General features: G+C 63.6%; 5 protein-coding genes. All 5 read left to right on the forward strand.

Annotated features, from left to right (window positions below):
• Positions 1 to 390: 390 nt before the first annotated feature.
• The 5 genes from M5B44_RS10040 to M5B44_RS10060 are packed head-to-tail and all read left to right on the forward strand — an operon-like array spanning position 391 to position 23,474.
• Positions 391 to 9,390: a non-ribosomal peptide synthetase gene (locus tag M5B44_RS10040; protein ID WP_248739050.1), complete on the forward strand. Its 9,000-nt coding sequence runs from the start codon at positions 391 to 393 to the stop codon at positions 9,388 to 9,390.
• Entirely contained in the window at positions 9,387 to 13,499 is a 4,113-nt protein-coding gene (locus tag M5B44_RS10045) for an amino acid adenylation domain-containing protein (RefSeq protein ID WP_248739051.1), read from the forward strand. Before M5B44_RS10040 ends, M5B44_RS10045 begins: the two co-directional genes overlap by 4 nt.
• The gene (locus tag M5B44_RS10050) at positions 13,496 to 22,591 is read left to right on the forward strand and encodes a hybrid non-ribosomal peptide synthetase/type I polyketide synthase (protein WP_248739052.1); all 9,096 of its coding nucleotides are present in this window, start codon (positions 13,496 to 13,498) and stop codon (positions 22,589 to 22,591) included. Before M5B44_RS10045 ends, M5B44_RS10050 begins: the two co-directional genes overlap by 4 nt.
• On the forward strand, positions 22,588 to 23,271 hold the full coding sequence (locus M5B44_RS10055) for a hypothetical protein (protein ID WP_248739053.1): 684 nt from the start codon (positions 22,588 to 22,590) through the stop codon (positions 23,269 to 23,271). Before M5B44_RS10050 ends, M5B44_RS10055 begins: the two co-directional genes overlap by 4 nt.
• Positions 23,268 to 23,474: an MbtH family protein gene (locus M5B44_RS10060; RefSeq protein WP_085708523.1), complete on the forward strand. Its 207-nt coding sequence runs from the start codon at positions 23,268 to 23,270 to the stop codon at positions 23,472 to 23,474. The genes M5B44_RS10055 and M5B44_RS10060 overlap by 4 nt, the downstream gene beginning before the upstream one ends.

The raw sequence follows: 23,474 nt of genomic DNA on the forward strand, positions 1-23,474 counted from the left end.
CCCGGCAGTCGCAGCCGATCGGGACCACCCTGGCGCTGTCACCCACCGCGCAGGTTGTTCCTCGTCGTTGACCCTCAAATGGAAGTCGAGGTTTCAATTGATCACGCGGTTTGCAATCGACGATGCAATGAGCAGGGCGACGGATGTCGTCAACGATTCTGTCATCTCCCCAGCTGCCTGCGCGGACCGCGCCGCGGTGTTCTTCGCCAGCCTTTCTCCCCCCGGTTTCCTGTGTGTGCCTGCGTGCGACGCGAGTCTGCATGCGCGTGCCGCGCCATCTTCCTGAATTCGAATGACCGAACCGGTACCTGATACCGGGGCCTGACTGGCGGGGCGCGTGCTGTCTCTGCCTGATCACAAAAATAATGCAGTCATGGACGGTAGCCGCCGATGCTCGACAACACTTCCTTGCGTGGGACGAATCCCGCGCAGCCCGACGTTTCATCCTCGATTCCGTTCGACACCGATCTGTGTGTGCACGGTCTGTTTGAAGCGCAGGTGCTGCGCTACCCCGAGGCTATTGCCGTACGTTGGCAGGAAGAGGCGCTCAGCTACCGCGATCTCAATATCCACGCCAACCGCCTGGCCCATCATCTGCGCAGCCTCGGCGTCGGGCCGGATGTGCGGGTGGGGATTTGTCTTGAGCGTTCGCTGGAGATGCTGGTGGGTGTGCTCGCGGTGCTCAAGGCCGGTGGTGCCTATGTGCCGCTGGACCCGGCGTATCCGCAAGCGCGGCTGGCGCACATGCTGGCCGACAGCGCGCCGCCGGTGGTGTTGACCCACGGTCAGGCGCGGCATGTCCTGATGACTGCGCTCGAACAATCGACCACGGTGCTCGATCTGGGCGATTCAACGCATTGGGCTTCACAGTCAACCGAGAATCCTGATCCCTGCGCGACAGGCCTGACACCCCGACACCTGGCCTACTTGATCTACACCTCGGGTTCTACCGGCACCCCGAAAGGCGTGATGGTCGAGCATCGCGGGCTGATCGCCGTGAGCGCTGCCTGGGCGCAACTCTATGCCTTGGGCGAGCCGATCAATCATCTGCAGATGGCCGGGTTTTCCTTCGACGTATTCAGCGCCGATCTGATTCGTGCGCTGGGGTTTGGCGGCACGCTGGTGCTGTGCCCTCGGGACACTTTGATGGACCCGCCGGCCCTGTATCGCCTGATGCGCGATGCGCAGATCGGCTTTGCCGACTTCGTCCCGGCGCTGCTCAATCCCTTGCTGGCGTGGGTCGAAGAGAGCGGCCATGACTTGTCATTCCTGCGCAACGTGGTCTGCGGCTCGGACATCTGGACCGCCCACAGCGCCCGACAATTGCGCAGGCTGTGCGGTGAGCGGGTGCAGATCGTCCAGGCCTATGGCGTCACCGAAGCGAGCATCGACAGCACCTGTTTCGAGTTCACCGAAAGCAGTCAGGTCGAGACTGTGCTGCCTATTGGCCGGGCACTACCCAATACCCGGATTTATCTGCTCGACGAACAAGGCGAGCCCGTTGCCGAGACTGTCGCGGGTGAGTTGTACATCGGTGGCGTCGGTGTGGCGCGGGGTTATCTGAACCTGCCGCAACTGACCGCCGAGCGCTTCATCGACAACCCGTTCGTGGCAGGCGAACGCTTGTACCGCACCGGGGATCTGGCGCGCTATCGGGCCGACGGCCAACTGGAGTTCCTCGGCCGCAACGACTCCCAGGCCAAGTTGCGTGGCTTGCGTCTCGAGTTGGGAGAAATCGAAACCCGGTTGGCGGACATCCCGGGCATTCGTGAAAGCGTGGTGCTGTTGCGCCAAGACAGTCCCGGTGAACCGCGATTGGTTGCCTACTACTGCGAAAAACCAGACGCCACTTTGAGCACGCGTTTACTGCGCGAACAGCTGAAAATCAGCCTGCCGGACTACATGGTGCCGACGGCATTCGTGCGTCTGGATGCGCTGCCGCTGACCGCCAATGGCAAGGTCGATCGGCCCGGTCTGCCGGCGCCGGATGTCGAGGCATTCGATCAGCAGGAATACCAGGCGCCGCAGGGAACGCTGGAAACTGCGCTCGCCGCAATCTGGGCCGAAGTTCTCGGCGTAGAGCGAGTAGGACGTGAAGATCAGTTCTTCTCCCTCGGCGGTCACTCGCTGCTGGTGATGCGCGTACTGGCGCAGGTCCGCCATACGCTGGGTCTGGAAGTCGCGCCTTCAACGCTGTTCGCCGCACCCGTTCTGAAACAGTTCGCCGAACGACTGCAAGCCAGTCAGGCTACGGCTCGTCCAGCCATCACGGCCCTTGAACGCTCGGGCGCGCAAACGTTGTCGTCTGCTCAGCAGCGCCTGTGGTTTCTGGCACAAATGGAGGGCGGCAACGCGGCGTATCACATGCCGCTGAACCTGCGTTTGCGTGGTTTGCTGGACGTTCCGGCGCTCGAACGCAGCTTCAATCAACTGGTGGCACGACATGCTGCGCTGCGCACGACGTTCATCGCCGTTGAAGGGGAAGGGCGGCAGCAGGTCTCACCGCCTGCCCACAGCCTTCGACTGACCGTAACCGATCTGCAAGGGCCTGATGCTCAAGAGCGTCTTACTCGATTGATCGACGAAGAGGGCGCCCGCTCGTTCGACCTGAGCCGGGGCCCGCTGATGCGTGTATGCCTGGCGCGGTTGGCGCCGGACGACCATGTGTTGCTGCTGACCCAGCACCACATCATCTCCGATGGCTGGTCGATGGGCGTGCTCACTCGTGAGCTGGGGCAACTCTACGAAGCCGCGCTACAGGATCGCGACGATCCGCTACCGGCATTGCCCGTGCAGTACGTGGATTACGCCGTGTGGCAGAAGCAATGGCTGACCGGTGAAGTGCTGGAACAGCAAAACCGCTATTGGCGCGAAACCCTCACGGGAGCGCCGGTGGTGCTGCAATTGCCGACGGATCACAAGCGCCCCCCCGTGCAGGACTACCTCGGTGGTTTTGTCCCGTTGGTCTTCGACGAAGCCTTGACCACGCGCCTGAAAGCCTTGGGCATGCAGCAAGGCACCACGCTGTTCATGAACTTGCTGGCCGGTTTTTCGCTGCTGTTGTCGCGCCTCTCGGGGCAGGACGATGTTGTGATCGGTGTGCCATCGGCCAACCGTCCGCAACAGGAGCTGGAAGGGCTGATCGGCTTCTTCGTCAACACCCTGGCCCTGCGCATGACCCGATCGGGTTCGCCGTCAGTAGCGCAATGGCTGCAACAGGCGCGGCGGGTCGCACTGGAGGCTCAGGAACATCAGGATTTGCCGTTCGAGCAAGTGGTGGAGTTGCTCAACCCGCCGCGTAGTCTGGCCCACAGTCCGCTGTTCCAGGTGCTGTTTGCCTGGGAGCAGGATCAGGATTCCGATCTGCTGCTGACCGGGCTCGACGTCACGCCGGTCGAGAGCAGTCATCACGTGGCCAAGTTCGATCTGCAACTGGCGCTCCATGAGCGCGACGGGCAGATTGTCGGCGGTCTGGAATACGCCTCGGGTCTGTTCGAACGATCCACGGTCGAGCGGTTTGGCGAGTACCTGCGCCGGGTGCTGACGCAGATGGTCGAGGACAGCGAGCAGTCGTTGGCGGGGATCAAGCTGCTGAGCGCCGAGCAACACCAGCAGATCGTTCATGACTGGAACCGCACCGCGCACGACACTGCGTCGCTGCCCGGTTGCGTGGCGCGTTTCGAAACCCTGGCCAGACAAACGCCCGATGCCGTGGCACTGCTCGCCGACCGTGAGCAACTGAGTTACGGCGAACTGAATCGCGCCGCCAACCGACTCGCGCATTACCTGATCGAACAAGGCGTCGGCCCCGAGCATTGTGTCGGCCTGTGCCTGGAGCGTTCGCCGCAAATGGTCATCGGCCTGCTGGCGATCCTCAAGGCCGGTGCGGCGTACGTGCCGTTCGACCCGGCGTACCCGAGCGAACGTCTGGCGTTCATGTTCAGCGATGCCGCGCCGACCATGCTGCTGACGCAATCGAGCCTGATGGCCGGGCTGCCGGTGAACGAGGCGCAGATCTGCTGCCTGGACACTGACGCATCGCAATGGGCACAGCACCCGACGGATGATCCGCAAGTCATGGTGACCCCGGAAAACCTCGGCTACGTGCTCTACACCTCCGGTTCCACCGGCCGCCCGAAAGGCGTCGCCCACAACCGCCGCGCGCTGGACAACCTGATCAACTGGCAACTCGATCAAGCCACGGCACCTCAGCGCGTGCTGCAATTCGCCTCGCTGAATTTCGACGTTTCGTTCCAGGAAATCTGCAGCACCCTCTGCCAGGGCGGCAGCCTGCTGCTGATGACCGAGGACAGTCGCAAGGACCTCGCCGCGCTGCGCCCGACCCTGGTGGCCGAAAGCGTGCAACGGGCGTTCCTGCCATTCGCCGTGTTGCAACAACTCGCCGGTCTGACCGAAGCGGGTGCACCGATGCCGCTGGGTGGTTGCGAAATCATCACCGCCGGTGAAGCCCTGCAAATCAATGACGAGCTGCGCGGTTTTGTCCGTGGGCTCGGCGGCGCGCAGTTGCACAATCAGTACGGGCCGACCGAAACCCACGTGGTCAGCCAGTTCAGCCTCGACTGCAACGAGGCAGAATCCTGGCCGGACGCACCGCCCATCGGCCGCCCCATCGCCAACGCGCGGCTCTACGTGCTGGACGAATATTTGAATCCGGTGCCGGTCGGCGTGGCGGGCGAGTTGTACATTGCTGGCAACTGTCTGGCCCGTGGCTATCTGAACCGCCCGGACCTGACCGCCGAACGCTTCCTGCCTGACCCGTTCAGCGACGAGCCGGGCGCGCGGATGTACCGCAGCGGCGACCTCGCGAAGTTCCAGGCCGACGGCAACGTGCAATACCTGGGACGCATCGACCAACAGGTGAAACTGCGCGGCTTCCGCATTGAGCTCGGCGAGATCGACAGCTTGTTGCACCAGCAACCCGGCGTGCAGGAAGCCGCCGTGTTGCTGCGTGAAGACGTGGCCGGGGACAAGCGTCTGGTGGCCTATGTGGTCGGCTCCGCGACCAGTGAATCCTTGCGTGCCGAACTGCAACGCCAGTTGCCCGAACACATGATCCCGAGTGCCTGGGTCCGGCTTTCGCAATTGCCGCTGACCCGCAACGGCAAACTCGACCGACAGGCGCTGCCGGCACCGGAACGCAGCGCCGGGGCGACTTACGAGGCGCCGCGTAACGACATCGAACGGCAGATGGCCGAAATCTGGGCTGAAGTGCTCAAGTGCGAGCGGGTCGGCATCCACGACAACTTCTTCGACCTCGGCGGCCATTCGCTGCTGGCGACGCGGATGATCTACGCGATCAACCAGCGCATGGGCGCGCAGTTGTCTCTGAGCAGCCTGTTCCAGACCCCGGTGCTGAGGGATCTGGCGGCGCAGGTATCGCGTGAAGAGCAGAGCGTTGAACCGGCGTTCATCCAGATCGAGCCGGATCGCGGCAATCGGCATGAACCCTTCCCGCTGACCGATATCCAGCAGGCCTACTGGTTCGGCCGCGAGGCCACGGTCAGCCTCGGCGGCGTCAGCGCCCATGGTTACGAAGAACTGCGTATTCCCGGGTTCAACGCCGAGCGTTTCGAGCAAGCCCTGAATCGCATGATCCTGCGCCACGACATGCTGCGCGTGATCTTCCTCAGCGACGGTACGCAACAGGTGCTGGCGCAGGTGCCGACCTATCGCATGCCCCGCAGCGATCTGCGCGGTTTGCCTGCTGACGTGGCGCAACGCACGCTGGAAGCAACCCGCGAACGCCAGTCCCATCAGGTGCTGGACGCCAGTCGCTGGCCGCTGTTCGAGTTCAGCCTGTCGCTGCTCGATGACGGCATCACCCATTTGCACATCAGCCTCGACGCGCTGATCGTCGACGCCGCGAGCACGCAGATTCTCGCGCGCGAACTCATGGCGTTCTACGTCGATCCGGCGCTGGAACTGGCGGAACCGGGCCTGACTTTCCGCGACTACGTATTGGCTGAACAGCAACTGCGCAGCGGTCGCCGCTACGAGCAGGCGCTGGGCTACTGGCGCGAACGAGTGACCACTCTGGCCCCGGCGCCGGACCTGCCGCTGGTGCGCCAGCCCGAAAGCATCGCCAACCCGCACTTCACCCGCCGCGACCGCGACATGTCGGCGGCGCAGTGGGCGCAACTCAAAGCCGTGGCCAAGCAGTTTGCGGTGACGCCGTCGGTGATGCTGCTGACAGCGTTCAGCGAAGTGCTGGCGCTGTGGAGCCGCACCCCGCGTTTTACCCTGAGTCTGCCGCTGTTCAATCGCATGCCGTTGCACCCGGATGTCGACGAAATCATCGGCGACTTCACCTCGCTGGTGCTGCTGGAAGTCGGCATCGACGGGGCACTGAGCTTCACCGACAAGGCCCGCGCGGTGCAGGCGCAACTCTGGCGCGACATCGACCATTCGGTGGTCAGCGGCGTACGGGTGCTGCGCGAATTGTCCCAGGCCCGGGGTGTGCAGCAGACGGCGATGCCGATCGTGTTCAACAGCACGCTGTCGGAAGCGGCGCCGGAACTGGCCGAGTTCAACCTCGCGGACGCATTGAATGCCAAACACATGCACAGCATCACCCAGACCCCGCAGGTGTGGCTCGACCACACCTTGCTGGAACTGGAAGGACGGCTGTTGTTCAACTGGGACAGCATCGACGAACTGTTCCCGCAAGGCATGATCGAGCAGATGTTCGTCGCCTATAACACGCTGCTCGACAGCCTGTGCGAGCCGGCGGCCTGGGGCGCCAACACGCCACAACTGCTGCCGCAGGCGCGGTTGCCGGCACCGGTCGACAATCAGCAAATGCTGCCGTTGATGCACGAACTGTTCGAGCGTCAGGCCCTCGCCACGCCAGATGCAATGGCGGTAATCGGCGCGCGACAACTGACTTACGCCCAGTTGCGCTTTGAGGCCCGACAACTCGGCGCCCGCCTGCAAGCGCAGGGCGTGCTATCGAACCGATTGGTGGCGGTGGTGATGGAGCGCGGCTGGGAGCAAGTGGTGGCGACCCTGGCGATTCTGTATGCCGGCGGCGCTTACCTGCCCATCGAGCCAACCCAGCCGGCGGAACGGTTGCGGCATATTCTGGAGCGGGCCGAGGCGAGTCTGGCCCTGACCCAACCGGCGCTGCTCGACAGGATCGAATGGCCGGCGCAGGTCACGCCCATCGCGGTGACCGATGCAGTCTCAAACGATGCATTGCCACTGCAACTGGTGCAGGTGAACGAAAACGACCTCGCTTACGTGATCTACACCTCCGGCTCCACCGGCCAGCCGAAAGGCGTGGTGATCGACCATCGCGGTGCGGTCAACACCTTGCTCGACATCAACCGCCGTTTTGCCGTCGGGCCGAATGATCGGGTTTTGGCGATCTCGTCGCTGAGCTTCGACCTTTCGGTCTATGACTTCTTCGGCACGCTGGCCGTGGGCGCGGCGGTGGTCATCCTCGACCCGCAACTGACTCTCGATCCGGCGCACTGGCTGGCGTTGATCGAACGTCACCAGGTCAGCCTGTGGAACTCGGTGCCGGCGTTGCTCGGCATGCTGGTCGAGTACGTGGAGGGCGAGGGCGGTGCATTGCCTGCCAGCCTGCGGGTGGCGATGTTGTCCGGCGACTGGATTCCGTTGACCCTGCCCGAGCGGGCCTGGGCGTTGCAGCCGGATTTGCAACTGATCAGCCTGGGCGGCGCCACCGAAGCGTCGATCTGGTCGATCTATTATCCGGTGAAGCACATCGATCCGCTCTGGCGCAGTATTCCCTACGGCAAGGCCCTCGACCATCAGCGTTTCTACGTGCTGGACGAAGCCCTGCAAGTGCGACCGACCTGGGTTGCCGGTCAGCTGTACATCGGCGGCATCGGTCTGGCGAAAGGTTACTGGCGCGATGAAAAACTCAGCGCGGGCAGTTTCTTTAATCATCCACTGACTGGCGAACGGCTGTATCGCACAGGCGACCTTGGGCGTTTGCTGCCCGACGGCAACATTGAGTTCCTCGGTCGTGAAGACAATCAGGTCAAGGTCCAGGGCTATCGCATCGAGCTGGGCGAGATCGAAGCCGCGCTCAATCGCCATCCCGGTGTGCAGAGCGCGGTGGTGCGGATTTTGGGCAGCACGCTGGACGAAAAACGTCTGGCGGGTTATGTGCTCAAGGCCGATCCGGCGTTGCAGGCCAGCGATTTCACCGACTATCTGACGGACAAGCTGCCGGCTTACATGATTCCGACGTCGTTCACCTTCGTCGAAGTATGGCCGTTGTCCTCCAACGGCAAAGTCGACAAAAAGCGCCTGCCGGAACCTGAGCAAATCGAGGAACAAGGCCCGGCGCTGGAAGTCGAGGGCCCGCAGGAACAGCGACTGGTGGACATCGTGCAGGGTGTGCTCAAGCGCGAATCCATTGCCGCCAATGCCAACCTGTTGAACCTCGGCGCGACCTCGATCGATATCGTCAGGATCAGCAACGCCTTGTCCGGCGCCTTGCAGTTCCGCCCGCATGTGGCCCAGTTGCTGGCCCAGCCGACGTTGCTGCATCTGCTCGGCATGTACCGCCAGAACCGGGCCCGCCAGGAGTTGCTCGGCAACGTCCAGCAGACGCCGGAGGCCCCGCAGGACATCATCGAAGATCCACAGCAGCGGGCACAGTTCAAGGCTGAGCAACGCGGTCGCCGTGTCTTCACTCAAGCCTTGTCGGAGGTGGCACTGGACTTGCCGCAAGACCCGGCTTTCGCCCGGCGTTTGAGCGATTACCGCTCGGTTCGTCAGTTCGGCGACCAACCGATTGCGACTCAGGCGTTCGCGCATTTGTTGGCCGCACTGGCCCAGGGGCAACTCGACGGCGAGGTGAAATACCAGTTCCCGTCGGCGGGCGGGCTGTACCCGATTCAGGCCTACCTCTACGTCAAACCTGAGCGCGTGCTCGGCGTGCCCGGTGGCGCGTATTACTACGATCCTCGCCAGCATCGTTTGCTGGCGCTCCAGAGCGGACTGCTCGACCCGGACACCTACGACTATTTCGTCAATCGCCCGGTGTACGAAAACGCCGCGTTCTCGCTGTTCTTCATCGCCGACATGGCCGCGATACGTCCGTTGTACGGCGAGCGCAGCCGTGACTTCTGCCACATCGAAAGCGGCGCCATGGCCCAGTTGCTGAGCATGACCGCCGTTGAACACGGCCTGGGCCTGTGCGGCATCGGCTCGGTCGAGGAGCAGCAACTGACGGCGCTGTTCGACCTCGGGCCAAGTCATGAATTGATCTACTCGATGATCGGCGGCCTGCGCACGGCCGATGAACAACACCGCGCGCCGGTCGAGGCGTTTGCCATCGAGCCTGTGACCGCAAGCCTGGACGACGAAGACATGGAGGAGTTCGAAGTATGAATGCCGATCAATTGCTGGCGTTGTTCGCTCGCCATGGCGTGGTGCTCGAGGTGGACGGTGACAGGCTGCGCTGCAAGGCGCCGCGCGGGTTTCTCACCGAAGAACTGACAGCGGCGCTCAAGCTCCACAAGCAGGAACTGATTACCTTGCTCGGCGGCCGGGATGACGCGGTGATTCCACGCCGCACCGGCGAGCACGCGTCCTGGCCGTTGTCCTTCTCGCAACGGCAGCTGTGGTTTCTCGATCAACTGGAACCCGGCAACCCGTTCTACAACGTGCCCACGGCGGTGACGCTGAAGGGACGGCTGGATGTAGCGTTGCTGGAACGGGCACTGAACGAACTGGTTGCCCGCCACGAAGCCCTGCGCACGACGTTTTGCAGCGTGGAGGGCGAGCCGCGTCAGGTGGTGCACCCGTCGATGCCGCTATCGTTGTCGGTGACGGATCTGTGCCAGTTGCCGGCCGCAGAGCGTGAGCAGCACGTGCGATTCGCCGTCGAACAGGACGCCCGGGCACCGTTCGATCTGGCCACCGGGCCATTGCTGCGCGCGTCTTTGTTGCGTTTGGCGGACGACGAATACCTGTGGCTGTACAGCGTGCATCACATCATCGCCGACGGCTGGTCGATGGGCGTGATCCTGCAGGAAGTCGCCACGCTGTACGGCGATTATCGGCGTGGTGAGGCCTCGAGTCTGACGCCGTTGGCGGTGCAATACGCCGACTACGCCTGCTGGCAGCAACAGAGCGTCGGCGGTGCGGCGCTGGACGCGCAGCTCGATTACTGGCGGCGCATCCTGGACGATGCGCCGCTGTTGTCGACCTTGCCCACCGACCGGCAACGACCGTTGGTGCAGCGCTATGTCGGCGCTACGTTCAGTTCATCCGTCGATGGCGAAACCTTGCGCGAACTCACGGCGCTGGCCCGGCAGACCCAGGGCACGCTGTTCAACGTGCTGCTGGGCGCCTTGGCGGTGCTGTTGTGGCGCCACAGCGGCCAGCAGGATCTGTGCCTCGGCACGCCGTTCGCCAACCGCAATCGCCCGGAAGTCGAGCCGCTGATTGGTCACTTCGTCAACACGCTGGTGCTGCGTCAGCGTCTGAATCCGCAGCAGACCTTCGCCGAATTGCTGCGCGACGTGCGTGGCCAGATGCTCGACGTCCACGCCCATCAGGACGTGCCGTTCGACCGTGTGGTCGAGGCCGTCAATCCGCAGCGCGATCCCGGCCATTCGCCGTTGTTCCAGGTAATGCTGGTGCTGCAGAACACCCCCGGCAGCGGTGTGCGGATGCCTGATCTGGAATTGACGCCGTACGGCACCAGCAGTGCCACGGCCAAGTTCGATCTGGCGTTCGAGTGGGTCGAGCGGGAAGGGCGGCTGGACCTGTTGGTGGAGTACAACACCGACCTCTACGACGTCTCGACCATCGAACGCTTGAGCGGACATTACCGTCACCTGCTCGAACGAATCGCCGCTGACGCCAAGCAACCGATCAATGCGTTGCCGTTGATGAACGAGGCTGAGCGTCAGCGGGTACTGGTCGACTTCAACCGCACAATGCCGCTGACGCAACCGGCGCAATGTGTACATCAATTGGTCGAAACTCAGGTCGCAAGCAACCCTCAGGCTTGCGCGGTGGTCTTTGAAGGCGAGTCACTGAGTTACGCCGAACTCAATGCCCGGTCCAACCGACTCGCGCGGCATTTGCGCACATTGGGCGTTGGCCCGGACGTGCGCGTGGCGGTGTGCATCGAGCGTTCGCTGGAGTTGCCGGCGGCGCTGCTGGCGGTGCTCAAGGCCGGCGGTGCCTACGTGCCGCTGGATCCGGATTACCCGTTGGGGCGCCTGAGCCACATGCTCGGCGACAGCACGCCGGCGGTGCTGCTGACCCTCGGCTCGGCGCACGGGATTTTGCGTCAGGCCATACAAGGTTCGACCTGGGAAGCGCCGATTCTCGACATCAAAGAAGATGCCGCGAGCTGGGCGTCATTGCCCGCCGACAATCTCGACCCACGCCATGTCGGCGTCACCCCTGACCATCTCGCCTACGTGATCTACACCTCGGGCACCACCGGGTTGCCCAAGGGCGCGATGGTCGCTCACCGTGGTCTGAGCAATCTTCTGCTGTGGTGCTTGCAGGTCTGTGGCGAAGCGGGGGCGATGCTGCACAAGATCCCGTTCGGTTTCGATGCGTCGGCCTGGGAGACGTTCTGGCCGTTGGCAACCGGCGGGCGGCTGGTGATCGCACGGCCCGGCGGGCATTACGAACCGGCGTATCTGGCCCGCGAGGTGCGCGAGCAGCAGGTCACGGCGCTGGTGTTCGTGCCGGCGATGTTGCAGCTGTTTCTGGAAGTCGAAGAGGTCAGCCTGTGTACATCGCTGACCGATGTATTCAGCGGCGGCGGTGAATTGCCGCCAGCCCTGGCCCGGCGTTTTCAGGAACGCTTGCCCCATGCGCGCCTGCACAACGTCTACGGCCCGACCGAAACCACGGTGATCAACAGCATCTGGACCCTGGAACCGGGCGCCGAGGTGCCGGCCCGGCAACTGCCGATCGGCCGGCCGATTTCCAACAACCGTTTTTACGTACTCGATGACCGCGACGAGCCGGTGCCGGTGGGTGTCACCGGGCAATTGCACATTGGCGGCGTCGGCGTGGCCCGGGGGTATCTGGGGCTGACGCAGCTCAGTGCCGAGCGCTTTATCGACAATCCATTTGTGGCGGGGGATCGCCTCTATCGCAGCGGCGATCTGGCGCGTTATCGCCCGGACGGTCAGCTGGAGTTTCTCGGGCGCAACGATTTTCAGGTCAAGTTGCGCGGCGTGCGTCTGGAGCTGGGCGAGATCGAAACCCGGCTCGAAGCGTTTCCCGGCATTCGCAGCGCCGTGGTGCTGATGGTCGGCGAGGCGGCGCAGGATCAGCGTTTGGTGGCGTGTTGCGTGGTCGCCGAGTCGATGGATGAAGCGGCGGTTCAGGCTTATCTGGCGACGACGCTGCCCCGTGCGGTGGTCCCCGGCAGTTATCTGTGGCTCGACGCCTTGCCGCTGACCGCCAATGGCAAGGTCGATCGGACTGCGCTGACGGCGTTGGCGGATGAGGAAATGGTCAATCGTCAGGTCAACCTGAGCAGCCCGCGCGACCACATCGAACTGACGCTGTACCAGATCTGGAAACGCCTGCTGCTGGTGCCGCAGATCGGCATTCGCGACAACTTCTTCAACGTCGGCGGCACCTCCATCGCCGCGATCAAGATGGCCCATGAAATCAGCCAGGTGTTCGCGGTTGAGATGCCGGTGCGCGTGGTGCTCAGCTATCCGACCATCGAGGCGCTGGGCGGCTGGCTGCGGGTCGGGGCGAACCCCGCGGTGGCGCAGGGCAATCTCATCGAGTTCCGCCGTGGCGCGGGGCAGAGCAATGTGGTGTGCATTCACCCGGCGGGCGGCACGGCGTTCTGTTACCTGTCGCTGGCCAAGGTGTTGCCGGACGAGGCCGGTGTTTACGGGGTGCAATCGCTGGGGCTGAATCCGGGGGAGAGCACCGAACCGACGGTTGAAGCGATGGCCGAAGCGTATCTGCGATTGATCGAACCGCTGACGACGCAACCGCTGATTCTCACCGGGCTGTCGTTCGGTGGTCTGGTGGCTTATGAAATGGCTCGGTTGCTGACGGCGGCCGGGCATCGTCAGGTGACGGTGGTGCTGCTCGATACCCAAGGCAGCGATGATCCGGGTTTCCGCGAGCAGATCGGCACCGTGGACATGGCCGAGTTCCGCGACAAACTGGTGCGCTTCAACGGCATGTACCCCGGCATCGAAGACGCGCAAGTCGAGCGCTACTTCAACATCTACAACCACAACCGCCTGGCCATGGCCGCCTATGAATGTGCGCCGCGTGCCGGTCGCGTGGTGCTGATTCAGGCGCGGGAAGACTTCAGCCGCCATCAGTTGCATGAGCTGCGCGGCTTCTGGCGGCGTCGCGCGGGTAGCGGCTATCTGGCGAAACTGGTCAGCGGCGGGCACTGGGACATGCTCGAAAGCGCGGAAATCCATCGGGTCTCGCAGATCATCCGGCAGGAGCTGCAACGCTTCGCCGCGCAGGAGGCGAAATGATGAGTGCGTCCAATGACCTGACGTTGCTCGCGCGTTTTGCCGGGCAAGTGCAGCGCAATCCACAAGCTGCGGCCGTCATCGACGGCTCGGTAACCCTGACCTACGCCGAACTGGCCAGCGCCAGCGAGCGCATCGCCCGAGGGTTGCTGGCACGCGGCGTCGAGCCCGGCCAGTCGCTGGCGTTGTGCATGCCGCGTTGCTGGCAATGGTTGGCGGCGATACTTGGCGCATTGAAAATCGGCGCCGTGGTTGTGCCGCTGGACCGTGCCAGTCCGCTCAAGCGCCGGGAATTGATGCTGGCGGATGCAGCGTGCGTGGGGCTGATTACCCTGAACGAAGAACCTCAGTGGTCGCCTTCATTGTGGCAATCCAGCGTCGAGGCCTTGCTCGACCAGCCGGACACTCCGCCGCGAGCGCTGACCGCAGAGTTCGCCCAGGTGATGTTCCTGTTTTACACCTCGGGCACCACCGGCATTCCGAAAGCCGTGGAAGTCGGCGAGCGCGGCTTGTTGCGTCTGGCGCACACCGACGGCTATATCGAAATTCGCCCGACCGACCGGTTTGCCTGCCTGTCCAATCCGGCGTTCGACGCGTGCAGTTTCGAGCTGTGGGCGCCGCTGCTCAACGGCGGTTGCTGCGTGATGATCGCCGACGAAGACGTGCTGGATGCCCGGCGTCTGGCCGAGGTCCTGGAGCGGACGCAGGTCGACAACCTGTTCATGACGGTGTCGCTGTTCAACACCTTGATTGCCGAGTGGCCGTCGTGTTTTTCCAGCGTGCGGCAGGTGCTGATCGGCGGCGAGCAGATCAGTGCTGCGGCCGTCCGTGGCTGGTATCGGGCGAATCCTGATAGCGGGTGCCGGATTCATAACGTGTACGGTCCCACCGAATGCACCACGTTTGCCCTGTGCTGGCCGATCAGCCGCGACTTTACCGGTGACCTGGCGCCCATTGGCCGGGCGCTGCCGGATACCGGCGTGCAGGTGCTGGATGAACAGCAACGGCCGGTTCCAATGGGAGAGGTGGGCGAGCTGTATCTGAGTGGCAGTGGCGTCGCCCGTGGCTACCGTAACCGGCCCGAAGAAACCGCCCGCCAGTTCGTTCGGTTACCCGACCTCGACGGTGGCGCGCACGTCCATTACCGCACCGGCGATCTGGTGCGGTGCAATGCCGAAGGTTTGATCGAATGTCTGGGGCGGGTCGACCGTCAGGTGAAGATTCGCGGTTTCCGCATCGAGCCGGGGGAGGTGGAGCAACGGATCCTGGAGCATCCGGGGGTGGCGCAGGCGTACGTCTGCACCCGGCGTCAGGCGGCGGAGGATCATCAGCTGCTGGCGTTCATCGTGCCTCGCGGGGAGCTGGACTTTCACGCCTTCGAAGCCCATCTCCGGGCGCAACTGGCGCCGTATATGCGGCCGCATCAACTGTTCCTGCTGGAGCGCCTGCCGCTGACGGCCAATGGCAAGATCGATCGCGACAGCTTGCTGGGGCAGCCGCTGAATCCGTGGCATCCAGCTTCAGTGGCCATGGAAAACGACAATGCTTCGCCGGCGCTGGACTGGTTGCTGAGTCAGGCCCGTTCGCTGCTCGGCCAACCGGGCTTGAGTGCGCAGGACGACTGGCTGGGCAGTGGTGGTGATTCGCTCAAGGCCATGCGTCTGCGTTCGGCGATTCGTAACCGTTGGCAGCGCGAGATCCCCCTCGACACGTTGCTCAACGAGTCTTTCTCATCATTGGCCGGACAGCTGCTGGGTGAGCGTGGCGAGTCGATCTATCCCCCTGCGCCCGGGATCAGTCGCGCCGCACGCTTGCCGGCCACCGCCGAACAGCGCCGCCTGTGGTTGTTGCAGCAACGTTCGCCGACCTCGACCGCTTACAGCGTGCCGCTGATTCTGCATCTGGCGGCCGGTGTCGAGGTCGCGGCACTGGGCGAGGCCGTGGACCGTCTGGTGAAGCGCCATCCTGGTTTGCGTATGGCATTCGCATCGGGTGCCGAGGGTCTTGATCAGGTGATTGCCGAGCAAGGTTCGGCCTGCCGCGCCTTTGCCGTCGGGCATTTCACCGAAGACAACTGGGAGGCGTTCGCGGAGCTGGTGTTCGCCACGCCGTTCGACCTGTCCACGCCGAACCTGTTTCAGGCGTGGCTGTTGCCGTTCGCCGATGGCAGCTGCCGGCTGCTGCTGAATCTGCATCACATCATCGTCGATGGCTGGTCGGTGAACCTGCTGTTCGACGATCTGAAGCAGCTCTATGCCGACGCTGTGCAGGGTCGCGAGAACCCGGAATCGGCAGCCCGTCTGACGACGCTGGAGTTTGGCCAGTGGCAGCGGCAATGGAGCGTCGATCCGCATTACCGTGACCAGCGGCGAGCCCTGGCCGGGTTGCATCGTCGGCAGGAAGAACCATCGCCCGCGTTGATGCCGATGGGCCCGGTCAGCCCGGACGCGAGGTTGCACCGCGAAGCCCTGGGCGCGGTGCGCAGTGCAGCCCTTGAACGGTTCTGCACGCAACAGCGACTGACCCGTTTCGAAGTGCTGTTCATTGTCTTCGCCTGGAGTCTTTACGCCCTGACCGGGTGCGAGCGGGCCCGGATCGCCAGCCCGGTGGCGAACCGGCCACTGGCGGAATTCGAAGACAGCGTCGGCATGTTTGCCAACACCGTGCTGATTCCCACCGCCGTAAACCACACAACGACCCTGAGCGAACAGCTGCATCAACAGAGCGCCACCGTGCGCGAGGTGCTGGCGCTGCAAGATGTGGCGCTGGCGGATCTGGTCGAAGACCTGCGGCTGTCGTCGAGTACCGCGCTGTTCGATTTCATGTTCGTGCTGGAAAACACTGATTACGCGGCACTGGCTGACTCCAGCCTGCGCGCGACCCTTGAGTTCAACGAACACCTGCAAGCCAAGTGTCCGCTGACCTTGTTGATGGTGGGCAGCGGCTCGCAGATGGAGTGCTGGTGGGAATACCAGTGCAGCTATTTCGATGCCGGACAGATGAGCACGGTGCATGCGTTGTTCCGCCGTGGTCTGGACCTGTTGCTGGAATGCCCGACGGCGACGCTCGACAGTCTGCTGGGCCCTTATCGACACGGTCTGACCCCGTCCAGTGAAGGGCCGAAGGGTGAACTGCCGTTCAACACCCTGGCGGACTGGTTCGAGCATCAGGTGCATTGCACACCGGATGCGGTTGCGTTGGTTCAAGGTCAGCGCCGCCTGACTTATGGCGAGCTGAATGGACTGTCCGACGCTCTGGCTGCTGACTTGGTTGAGCGCCATCCGTTGCCGACTGGGAATGCGCCGCTGCATGTGGTGCTGTTCCTCGATGCCTCGGTTGAGCACATCGTTGCGCTGCTGGCCCTGGCCAAACTCAACCTGACCGCCGTGCCGCTGGATCCCGATTATCCGGTGGCGATCCAGCGTCAGGTATTGGAACAGGCGCAACCGCATTGTGTGCTGTTCAGCGACACGACGGCGGCTGCGCTCGATGATCTCAATGCCGGACGATTCGCCACGCACCGGGTCGATCTGCATGTCGATGCCGAAGCGTTCGAGCGCCCACGCCACGCCGGTGAACGACCGCTGTACACGCTGTTCACCTCAGGCTCCACCGGCACGCCCAAAGGCGTGCAAGTGTCGGAACGCACCCTGTGCAACCTGCTGCAATGGCAGCGCAGCGAAGGGCAGTTGCCGGCGAAAGCGGTGACCTTGCAGTTCTCGATGCTGTCGTTCGACGTGTCGTTTCAGGAGATTTTCAGCACTCTGTGCGGGGGCGGCTGCTATCACCTGATCACGCCGCGCTGGCGGCAGGATGCCGAGGCATTGCTGGGTTACATGGTCGAGGCGCGGATCGAACGGTTGTTCCTGCCGTACGTGGCGTTGCAGCATCTGGCGCAAACCGCTGTGGCTCGGGGAATCTACCCGTCGGCATTGCGCGAAGTGATTACCGCCGGGGAGCAGTTGCTCTGTACCGACGCGCTACGCAACTGGTTTGGCGGCATGCCGCAAGCTTCGTTGTTCAATCACTACGGCCCGACCGAAACCCACGTGGTCAGTGCCTTGCGATTGCCAGCGGAGACCCGTGACTGGCCGTTGCGTGCACCGATCGGTCATGCCGTCGGTAATGCCCGGTTGCTGTTGGTCGATGAGTTTGATCGCCCGGTGCCAATTGGCAGTCGCGGCTATCTGCTGGTGGCGGGGCCGATGGTTGCCCGTTGTTATCTGGCTGATGCTGATCTGAATGCCAAGCGGTTTGTAGAGTTGCCAGAGGGCCGCTTGTTCTATCGCACCGGCGATCTGGCGTGGGCCGATGCCCAAGGCTGCCTGCATTATCTGGGACGTGACGACCAGCAGATCAAACTCAGCGGCCATCGTCTGGAGCTGGGGCAGATCGAAGCGGCGCTGATGCAGGTGTCGGAAGTGATCAATGCGGTGGTGGCGGTTCAGAGCGATCCGCCACGCCTGATCGCCTGGCTGCAACTCGACGGCGAGCCTGCGACGTCGCAACAGCTGGATCGTCAGGTCGCGCAACGGCTGCCGGCCCATGTGCGGATCGATGAGTATCGCCGGATCGATGTCTGGCCACGGACCCCCAGCGGCAAGATCGACCGCAAGGCCTTGCCGAATGTGGGCGAGGCGTTGGAGCGTCGCAGCACGCCACAACCGGTTGTTCAGTTGAGCGCACTGGAACGGCAACTGAGCGAGCTGTTCCGGGACGTGATTGGCCGTGACATCGAACCGGAACAGACCTTCTTCGAGGCCGGCGCCACCAGTCTCGGGCTGATGCGTTTGCATGGTCGTTACGCCGAAGCGCTGCCGCACAAGGTGACGATGGCCGACCTGTTCGAGCACGTCACGATACGGCGTCTGGCGGCGCATCTGTCGACGGCTTCGGTGGCAGCAGTGGAGCGTGTCCGGCAAACCGATGCAGGTCACCAGCCGATGGCGATCATCGGCATGTCGGTCAATGTGGCCGGGGCGCGGAACCTGTCCGAGTTCTGGGCGATGGTGCAGGGAAATGAGCTGGGCATCGAACACTTTGATGCGAGCGAAGGTCTGGTCGGCGCCCGCAGCCAACTGGCCGGCATGCTCGATTTCGATCCCGAGTACTTCGGCATCAGCCGCCAGGAGGCGCGCCTGATGGACCCGCAACAGCGGCATTTGCTGATGGGTTGTGTGCAGGCCCTGCAACACGCGGCCATCGTCCCGTCTGCGGACGGTCCGCGCATCGGCCTGATCGCCAGTTGCGGCGAAACCACCTACTTCCAGCAGCTGCTGCGCGACACCGCTGAAGGCGATCTGCCGGATGGCTTCCAGATGGCGCTGCATCACGACAAGGACTTTCTGACGACCAAGGCCGCGTATCACCTGGACCTCAATGGCCCGGCCCTGAGCGTGCAGGCAGCGTGCGGCAGCTCGCTGATCGCCGTGCACCTGGCCAGTTCGATGCTGCGTCAGGGCGACAGTGACGTGATGCTGGCTGCCGGTGTGCTGATCGATCCGACCCTGACCGATGGTTACCGACATCGCTCGCAGCACATCTTTTCCGCCGATGGCCTGTGCCGCCCGTTCAGTGACGACGCCAGCGGCACCATCGGCGCCAGCGGTTATGGCGTGGTGGTGCTCAAGCCATTGGCCAGTGCGCGGGCGGATGGCGACCGGATCTACGCGTTGCTCGAAGGCTCTGCACTGAACAACGATGGCCGGGCCAAAATGAGCTACACCGCGCCGTCGGTGGCCGGGCAGAGCGCGGTCATCAGCGATGCCTTGAGCCGCGCCGGACTGACTGGCGCTGACATCGGCTACATCGAAGCCCATGGCACCGGCACCTTGCTCGGCGATCCGATTGAGGTCGCGGCGTTGACCAAGGCCTTCGGCGAGGCGCCGGCCGGCAGTTGCGCGCTGGCCTCGGTGAAGAGCCAGATCGGCCATCTCGGCGCGGCGGCGGGGGTGGTGGGGCTGATCCGCGCCAGTCTGGCGGTGTTCCATGGCGTGCTGCCGCCGAACCTCGGGTTTGGCCGGATCAACCCGCAGATCGATCTGGAGCATTCACCGTTCTACGTCCCCACTTCATCGCGGCCATGGCCGGAAGGCCGGCGGCGACTGGCGGGTGTCAGCAGTTTCGGGATTGGTGGGACCAACGCTCATGTGATTGTGGGTGCTGCACCCACGGTGCAGGACGTGACCGAGGAAACGCTGCCACTGCTGATGATCTCGGCTCACAGCCGAGCGGAACTGCTGCGCGATATCGCGGTGATCCGCGAGCACATGCAAACGCACCCGGAACAGCAGACCGCATTGCTGCGGCACTTGCAGTCAGGTCGCCGACAACTGCGCTGGCGCTTTGCGATGGTCTGCCAACCGGGTGACGAAATTCCCTTGCAACCAACATCGATCAAGGAAATCACCACGTCGGGTGCACAACTGATCGCCCGTGATCATTCAGCGCAGGCATTGCTGGAGGCCTGGTACGAAGGCGCCCATATCCATTGGCCGCAGCGCTCGGCACCGCCGCCCTGGGATTTGCAGCCGTCGTCTTTTGATCTCCAGACCTATCGGTTTCAACCCGCTGGCGGAATCGATGCCCCCGTTTCGGTCGGCATCGAGCGGCAACCTCTGGCGCAGTGGTTTCATCAGCGGCAGTGGGTGCGTGTCCAACGCCTGGGCTTGAAGGCACCAGAGGCCGTACGAGAAACGTTGATCCTTTGCAGCCATGAAACACCCGGCGCGGCATTGCTGGAAAATCTGCGAACGGTTTATCGCCGCGTGGTTCAAGTCCGCACCGGCAATGGTTTCAAGCCTCTCGGCGCAGATCGTTTCGAACTGGATCCGCTGGACACCGAAGCCCTGAGCCGTTTGCTCTCCGAAGTCACAGAACCTGAACCCGGCGAACTCGACTGGCTGCACACCTTGCCGCTGGCGGTCTCAGGCGCGGTCAACGAGCAATCGCTGGATCTGGCGCAGTGGGCCTGTCTGGACACGGTCAGCGCGCTGATGCAGGCCTGGGGGCAAACTGCACGCACGACACGTCTGCGGTTGTGGTTGATGTCGTGGCAGGCGTGCCCGGTGGACGGCGAGGTCCGGCGTCCCGAGCTGGGGGCGCTGGCCGGGATCAGCGAAGTGGTGCCGCAGGAATACCCGGTGCGTTGCCACTGGCTGGACTGGCCGTCGCCGCACCTTGATGCGCAGGCCGGAGAGCTGGCGGCGCTGCTCGGTGGTCCGGCCGCGTTGCCTCGGCGGATGGCGGTGCGCGACGGTTACCTGTGGCAGCCACGGTTGATCGCTCAGCCATTGCCGGGCCCGACCACGACTTCCAGCCTGCTGCCGGAAGACGGCACGGTTCTGGTCCTGGGTGGCACCGGCGGAATCGGTCGGACTCTGTGCAAACACCTGCTGCAGGCACCTGCGCGGCGTGTGGTGCTGCTCTCCCGTCAAGGTGAATTGCCTGCGGAACTCGCGGCCTACGCCTCGCGAATCGACTGCCTTCAGGCGGACATCGCCGATCTATCACGCTGGCCGCAGGTACTCGATCAACTGGCCCGACGCTACGGTCAACTGACCGGGGTGATTCATGCGGCGGGTGTCGGTGCCGGCAGTCTGATTCGCCATCGCGATGCCCGGCAGATGGCCGAGGCGATGGCCGCCAAGACTCGCGGCATGCTCGCGGTCGAAAGCCTGATCGAACAGCTTTCGCCGGGCTTCGTCCTGTACTGCTCGTCGATGTCGGCACTGTTCGGCGGCGCAGGGCATCTGGACTATTCGGCAGCCAGCGGTGTGCTCGACGGCTTCGCGCATTACCGTCCCGACACGGCCAATGCTTGCCTGCGCCTGGGGATCAACTGGGACATCTGGCGCGACATCGGCATGGCCACGACCAGCAATGGCGGGGACGCTGCGCATCAGGAGCATCTGACGGTCGGCTTGTCGGCCGAAGAGGGTTGTCGGGTGTTCGATCTGGCGATGGCGACGCAGTTGCCGCAATTGCTGATTTCCACCACCGGAATCGACACCGCGCGGCGGTTTTATCCGGTTCGCCATGGCGCCGTTGTCGCGCAGGTCGCAGTTCCGAAAGGCGTGGATCTTTCCGTGCGTCTACGCGAATGCCTGTGCAAATGGCTCGGCGTGGCTGAGCTTGAGGACGACGATTCGCTGTACGACCTGGGCGCGGATTCGCTGACCTTGCTGGACCTGATCGATGAACTGCAAGCCGCCACCGGCGAGGTGTTCCAGCTGTCGCAGTTCAGCCACAAAGTCAGCCTGAGCGAGGTGTTGGGGCTGGTGGCAGATTCCACGGCAGAGGCTTCAGATGACGCGCCGCACAGCTGGAACGACGCGGTGCGGATCGATCAGTGGCATGCCGGCGCCGGTCGCGAATGGCTGTATCTGATCCATCCGGTGGGCGGCGATGTTCAGGCCTACCGGGAACTGGTTTCGACGCTGCCGACGGATCTGGGTGTCTGCGTGATTGCGGATCCTGCGTTGCGTGTGCCGGCGCTACCGAACATCAGCATTGTCGAGCGGGCCCGGTTGTATCTGCAGGCGATCAAGGCCCACCTCCCGGAAGGTTGCGCCTGGCGCCTGGCGGGTTGGTCGTTCGGGGCCTGGGTGGCGCAGGCGCTGTGTCTGCAAGCCCAGGCTGACGGATTCAGGCAACCGCAGTTGTACCTGATCGACCCACCCGCGCCGGATGCCGGTGCGGAACTGGCCGGCATCGACGAGCAGACCATCGAGCAGGTGTTCCAGCGTGAATTCGCCCAGCGCTGGCCTGACGTCGAAGGGCAGGCGATGTCCGAGGAACGTCAGACTTATCTGCAACGGCTGACGGTGTGCTGCCGCAACAACATGGCCAGCATGGTCGACTTTCAGCCTCCAGTGCTGAGCAACACACAGGTGCAGATGTTCATCGCCGGGCACGCCAACCCTTATGGGCTGGGCAACACCTGGAACATGAATGACCTGCAACGCAACTGGCAGGCCTTGCTGCCGCAGTTGCAGAACTGGCAGCGACTGGACACCGATCACTACGGCATCGTGGCAGGCCGCTGGGCGCGGATGCTGGCCGAGGTCATTGGCACGGAGGGACCGTCGATATGAATGAGCCGATCCTGATGCCCCGCTGGTGGCTGACGTTGACGCAGGTGCTGTGTGAAGACCAGCCCGAAGTCTTGCATCAGCGGATTCACGGGTTCGAGGACACGCAGTCGCTTCGTCCGATTCATCGTTGGCAAGCCGACGTGGTGCTGCCGATGCTATGCGAGGCATTGCCGAAACACCGGCCAGCGCTGCTCGCCTTGCAAAGCCTGCATCAACGGGCGGCTCTCGGTTTGTCCGGGCGTCAGGGCGAGTGGCGGGCCACGCTCAAACCGGTGTTGCTGGCGCTGTATCGACGGGCCTATGCCTATGACGCGGCGTACGCCCAGGCCCATGCCAGTGCGATGACTTACGGCCTCGCGCCGCGCAACACCGCGATGATCGCCGAGCACTTCGGCGATGCCGAGGCGTTCGCGGTGTATTACGCGCAACTGAATACCGAGGCCAGCGCCTCGGCGTTCGTTCAGGCCCATGCCACCGCCAATGTTGAAATCTCGTCCCGGGCCTTCGCGGCTGACGACGCGGATGCGTATGCGCAGGTTTGCGCAGCGTCGGCGCGGGTTTATGTCTGGGCCTGTGCGAAGACCGACGAGGAGCGGCGCACGCTGTTCAACCATCTCGCACAAGGGCTGATCCGGCACCTGGCAGCGCTGCAATCCCGTTCAACAGGAGAAACGACATGAATGACGCACAGCAGCAATTCGATGTGGTGATCAACGCTCAGGGTCAGTATTCCCTGTGGCCGGCGGGCAAGCCGATGGCCAGCGGCTGGAGCGCGGCGGGGATGCGTGGCGAACGTCAGGTCTGTCTGGATTACATCAATGAGCACTGGATCGACATGCGTCCGCGTTCTCTGCGCGAGCAGTCATCGGTGTCGTTCCAATAA

The organism is Pseudomonas sp. MWU12-2029 (assembly GCF_023242425.1).
Classification (GTDB): Bacteria; Pseudomonadota; Gammaproteobacteria; order Pseudomonadales; family Pseudomonadaceae; genus Aquipseudomonas; species Aquipseudomonas kribbensis.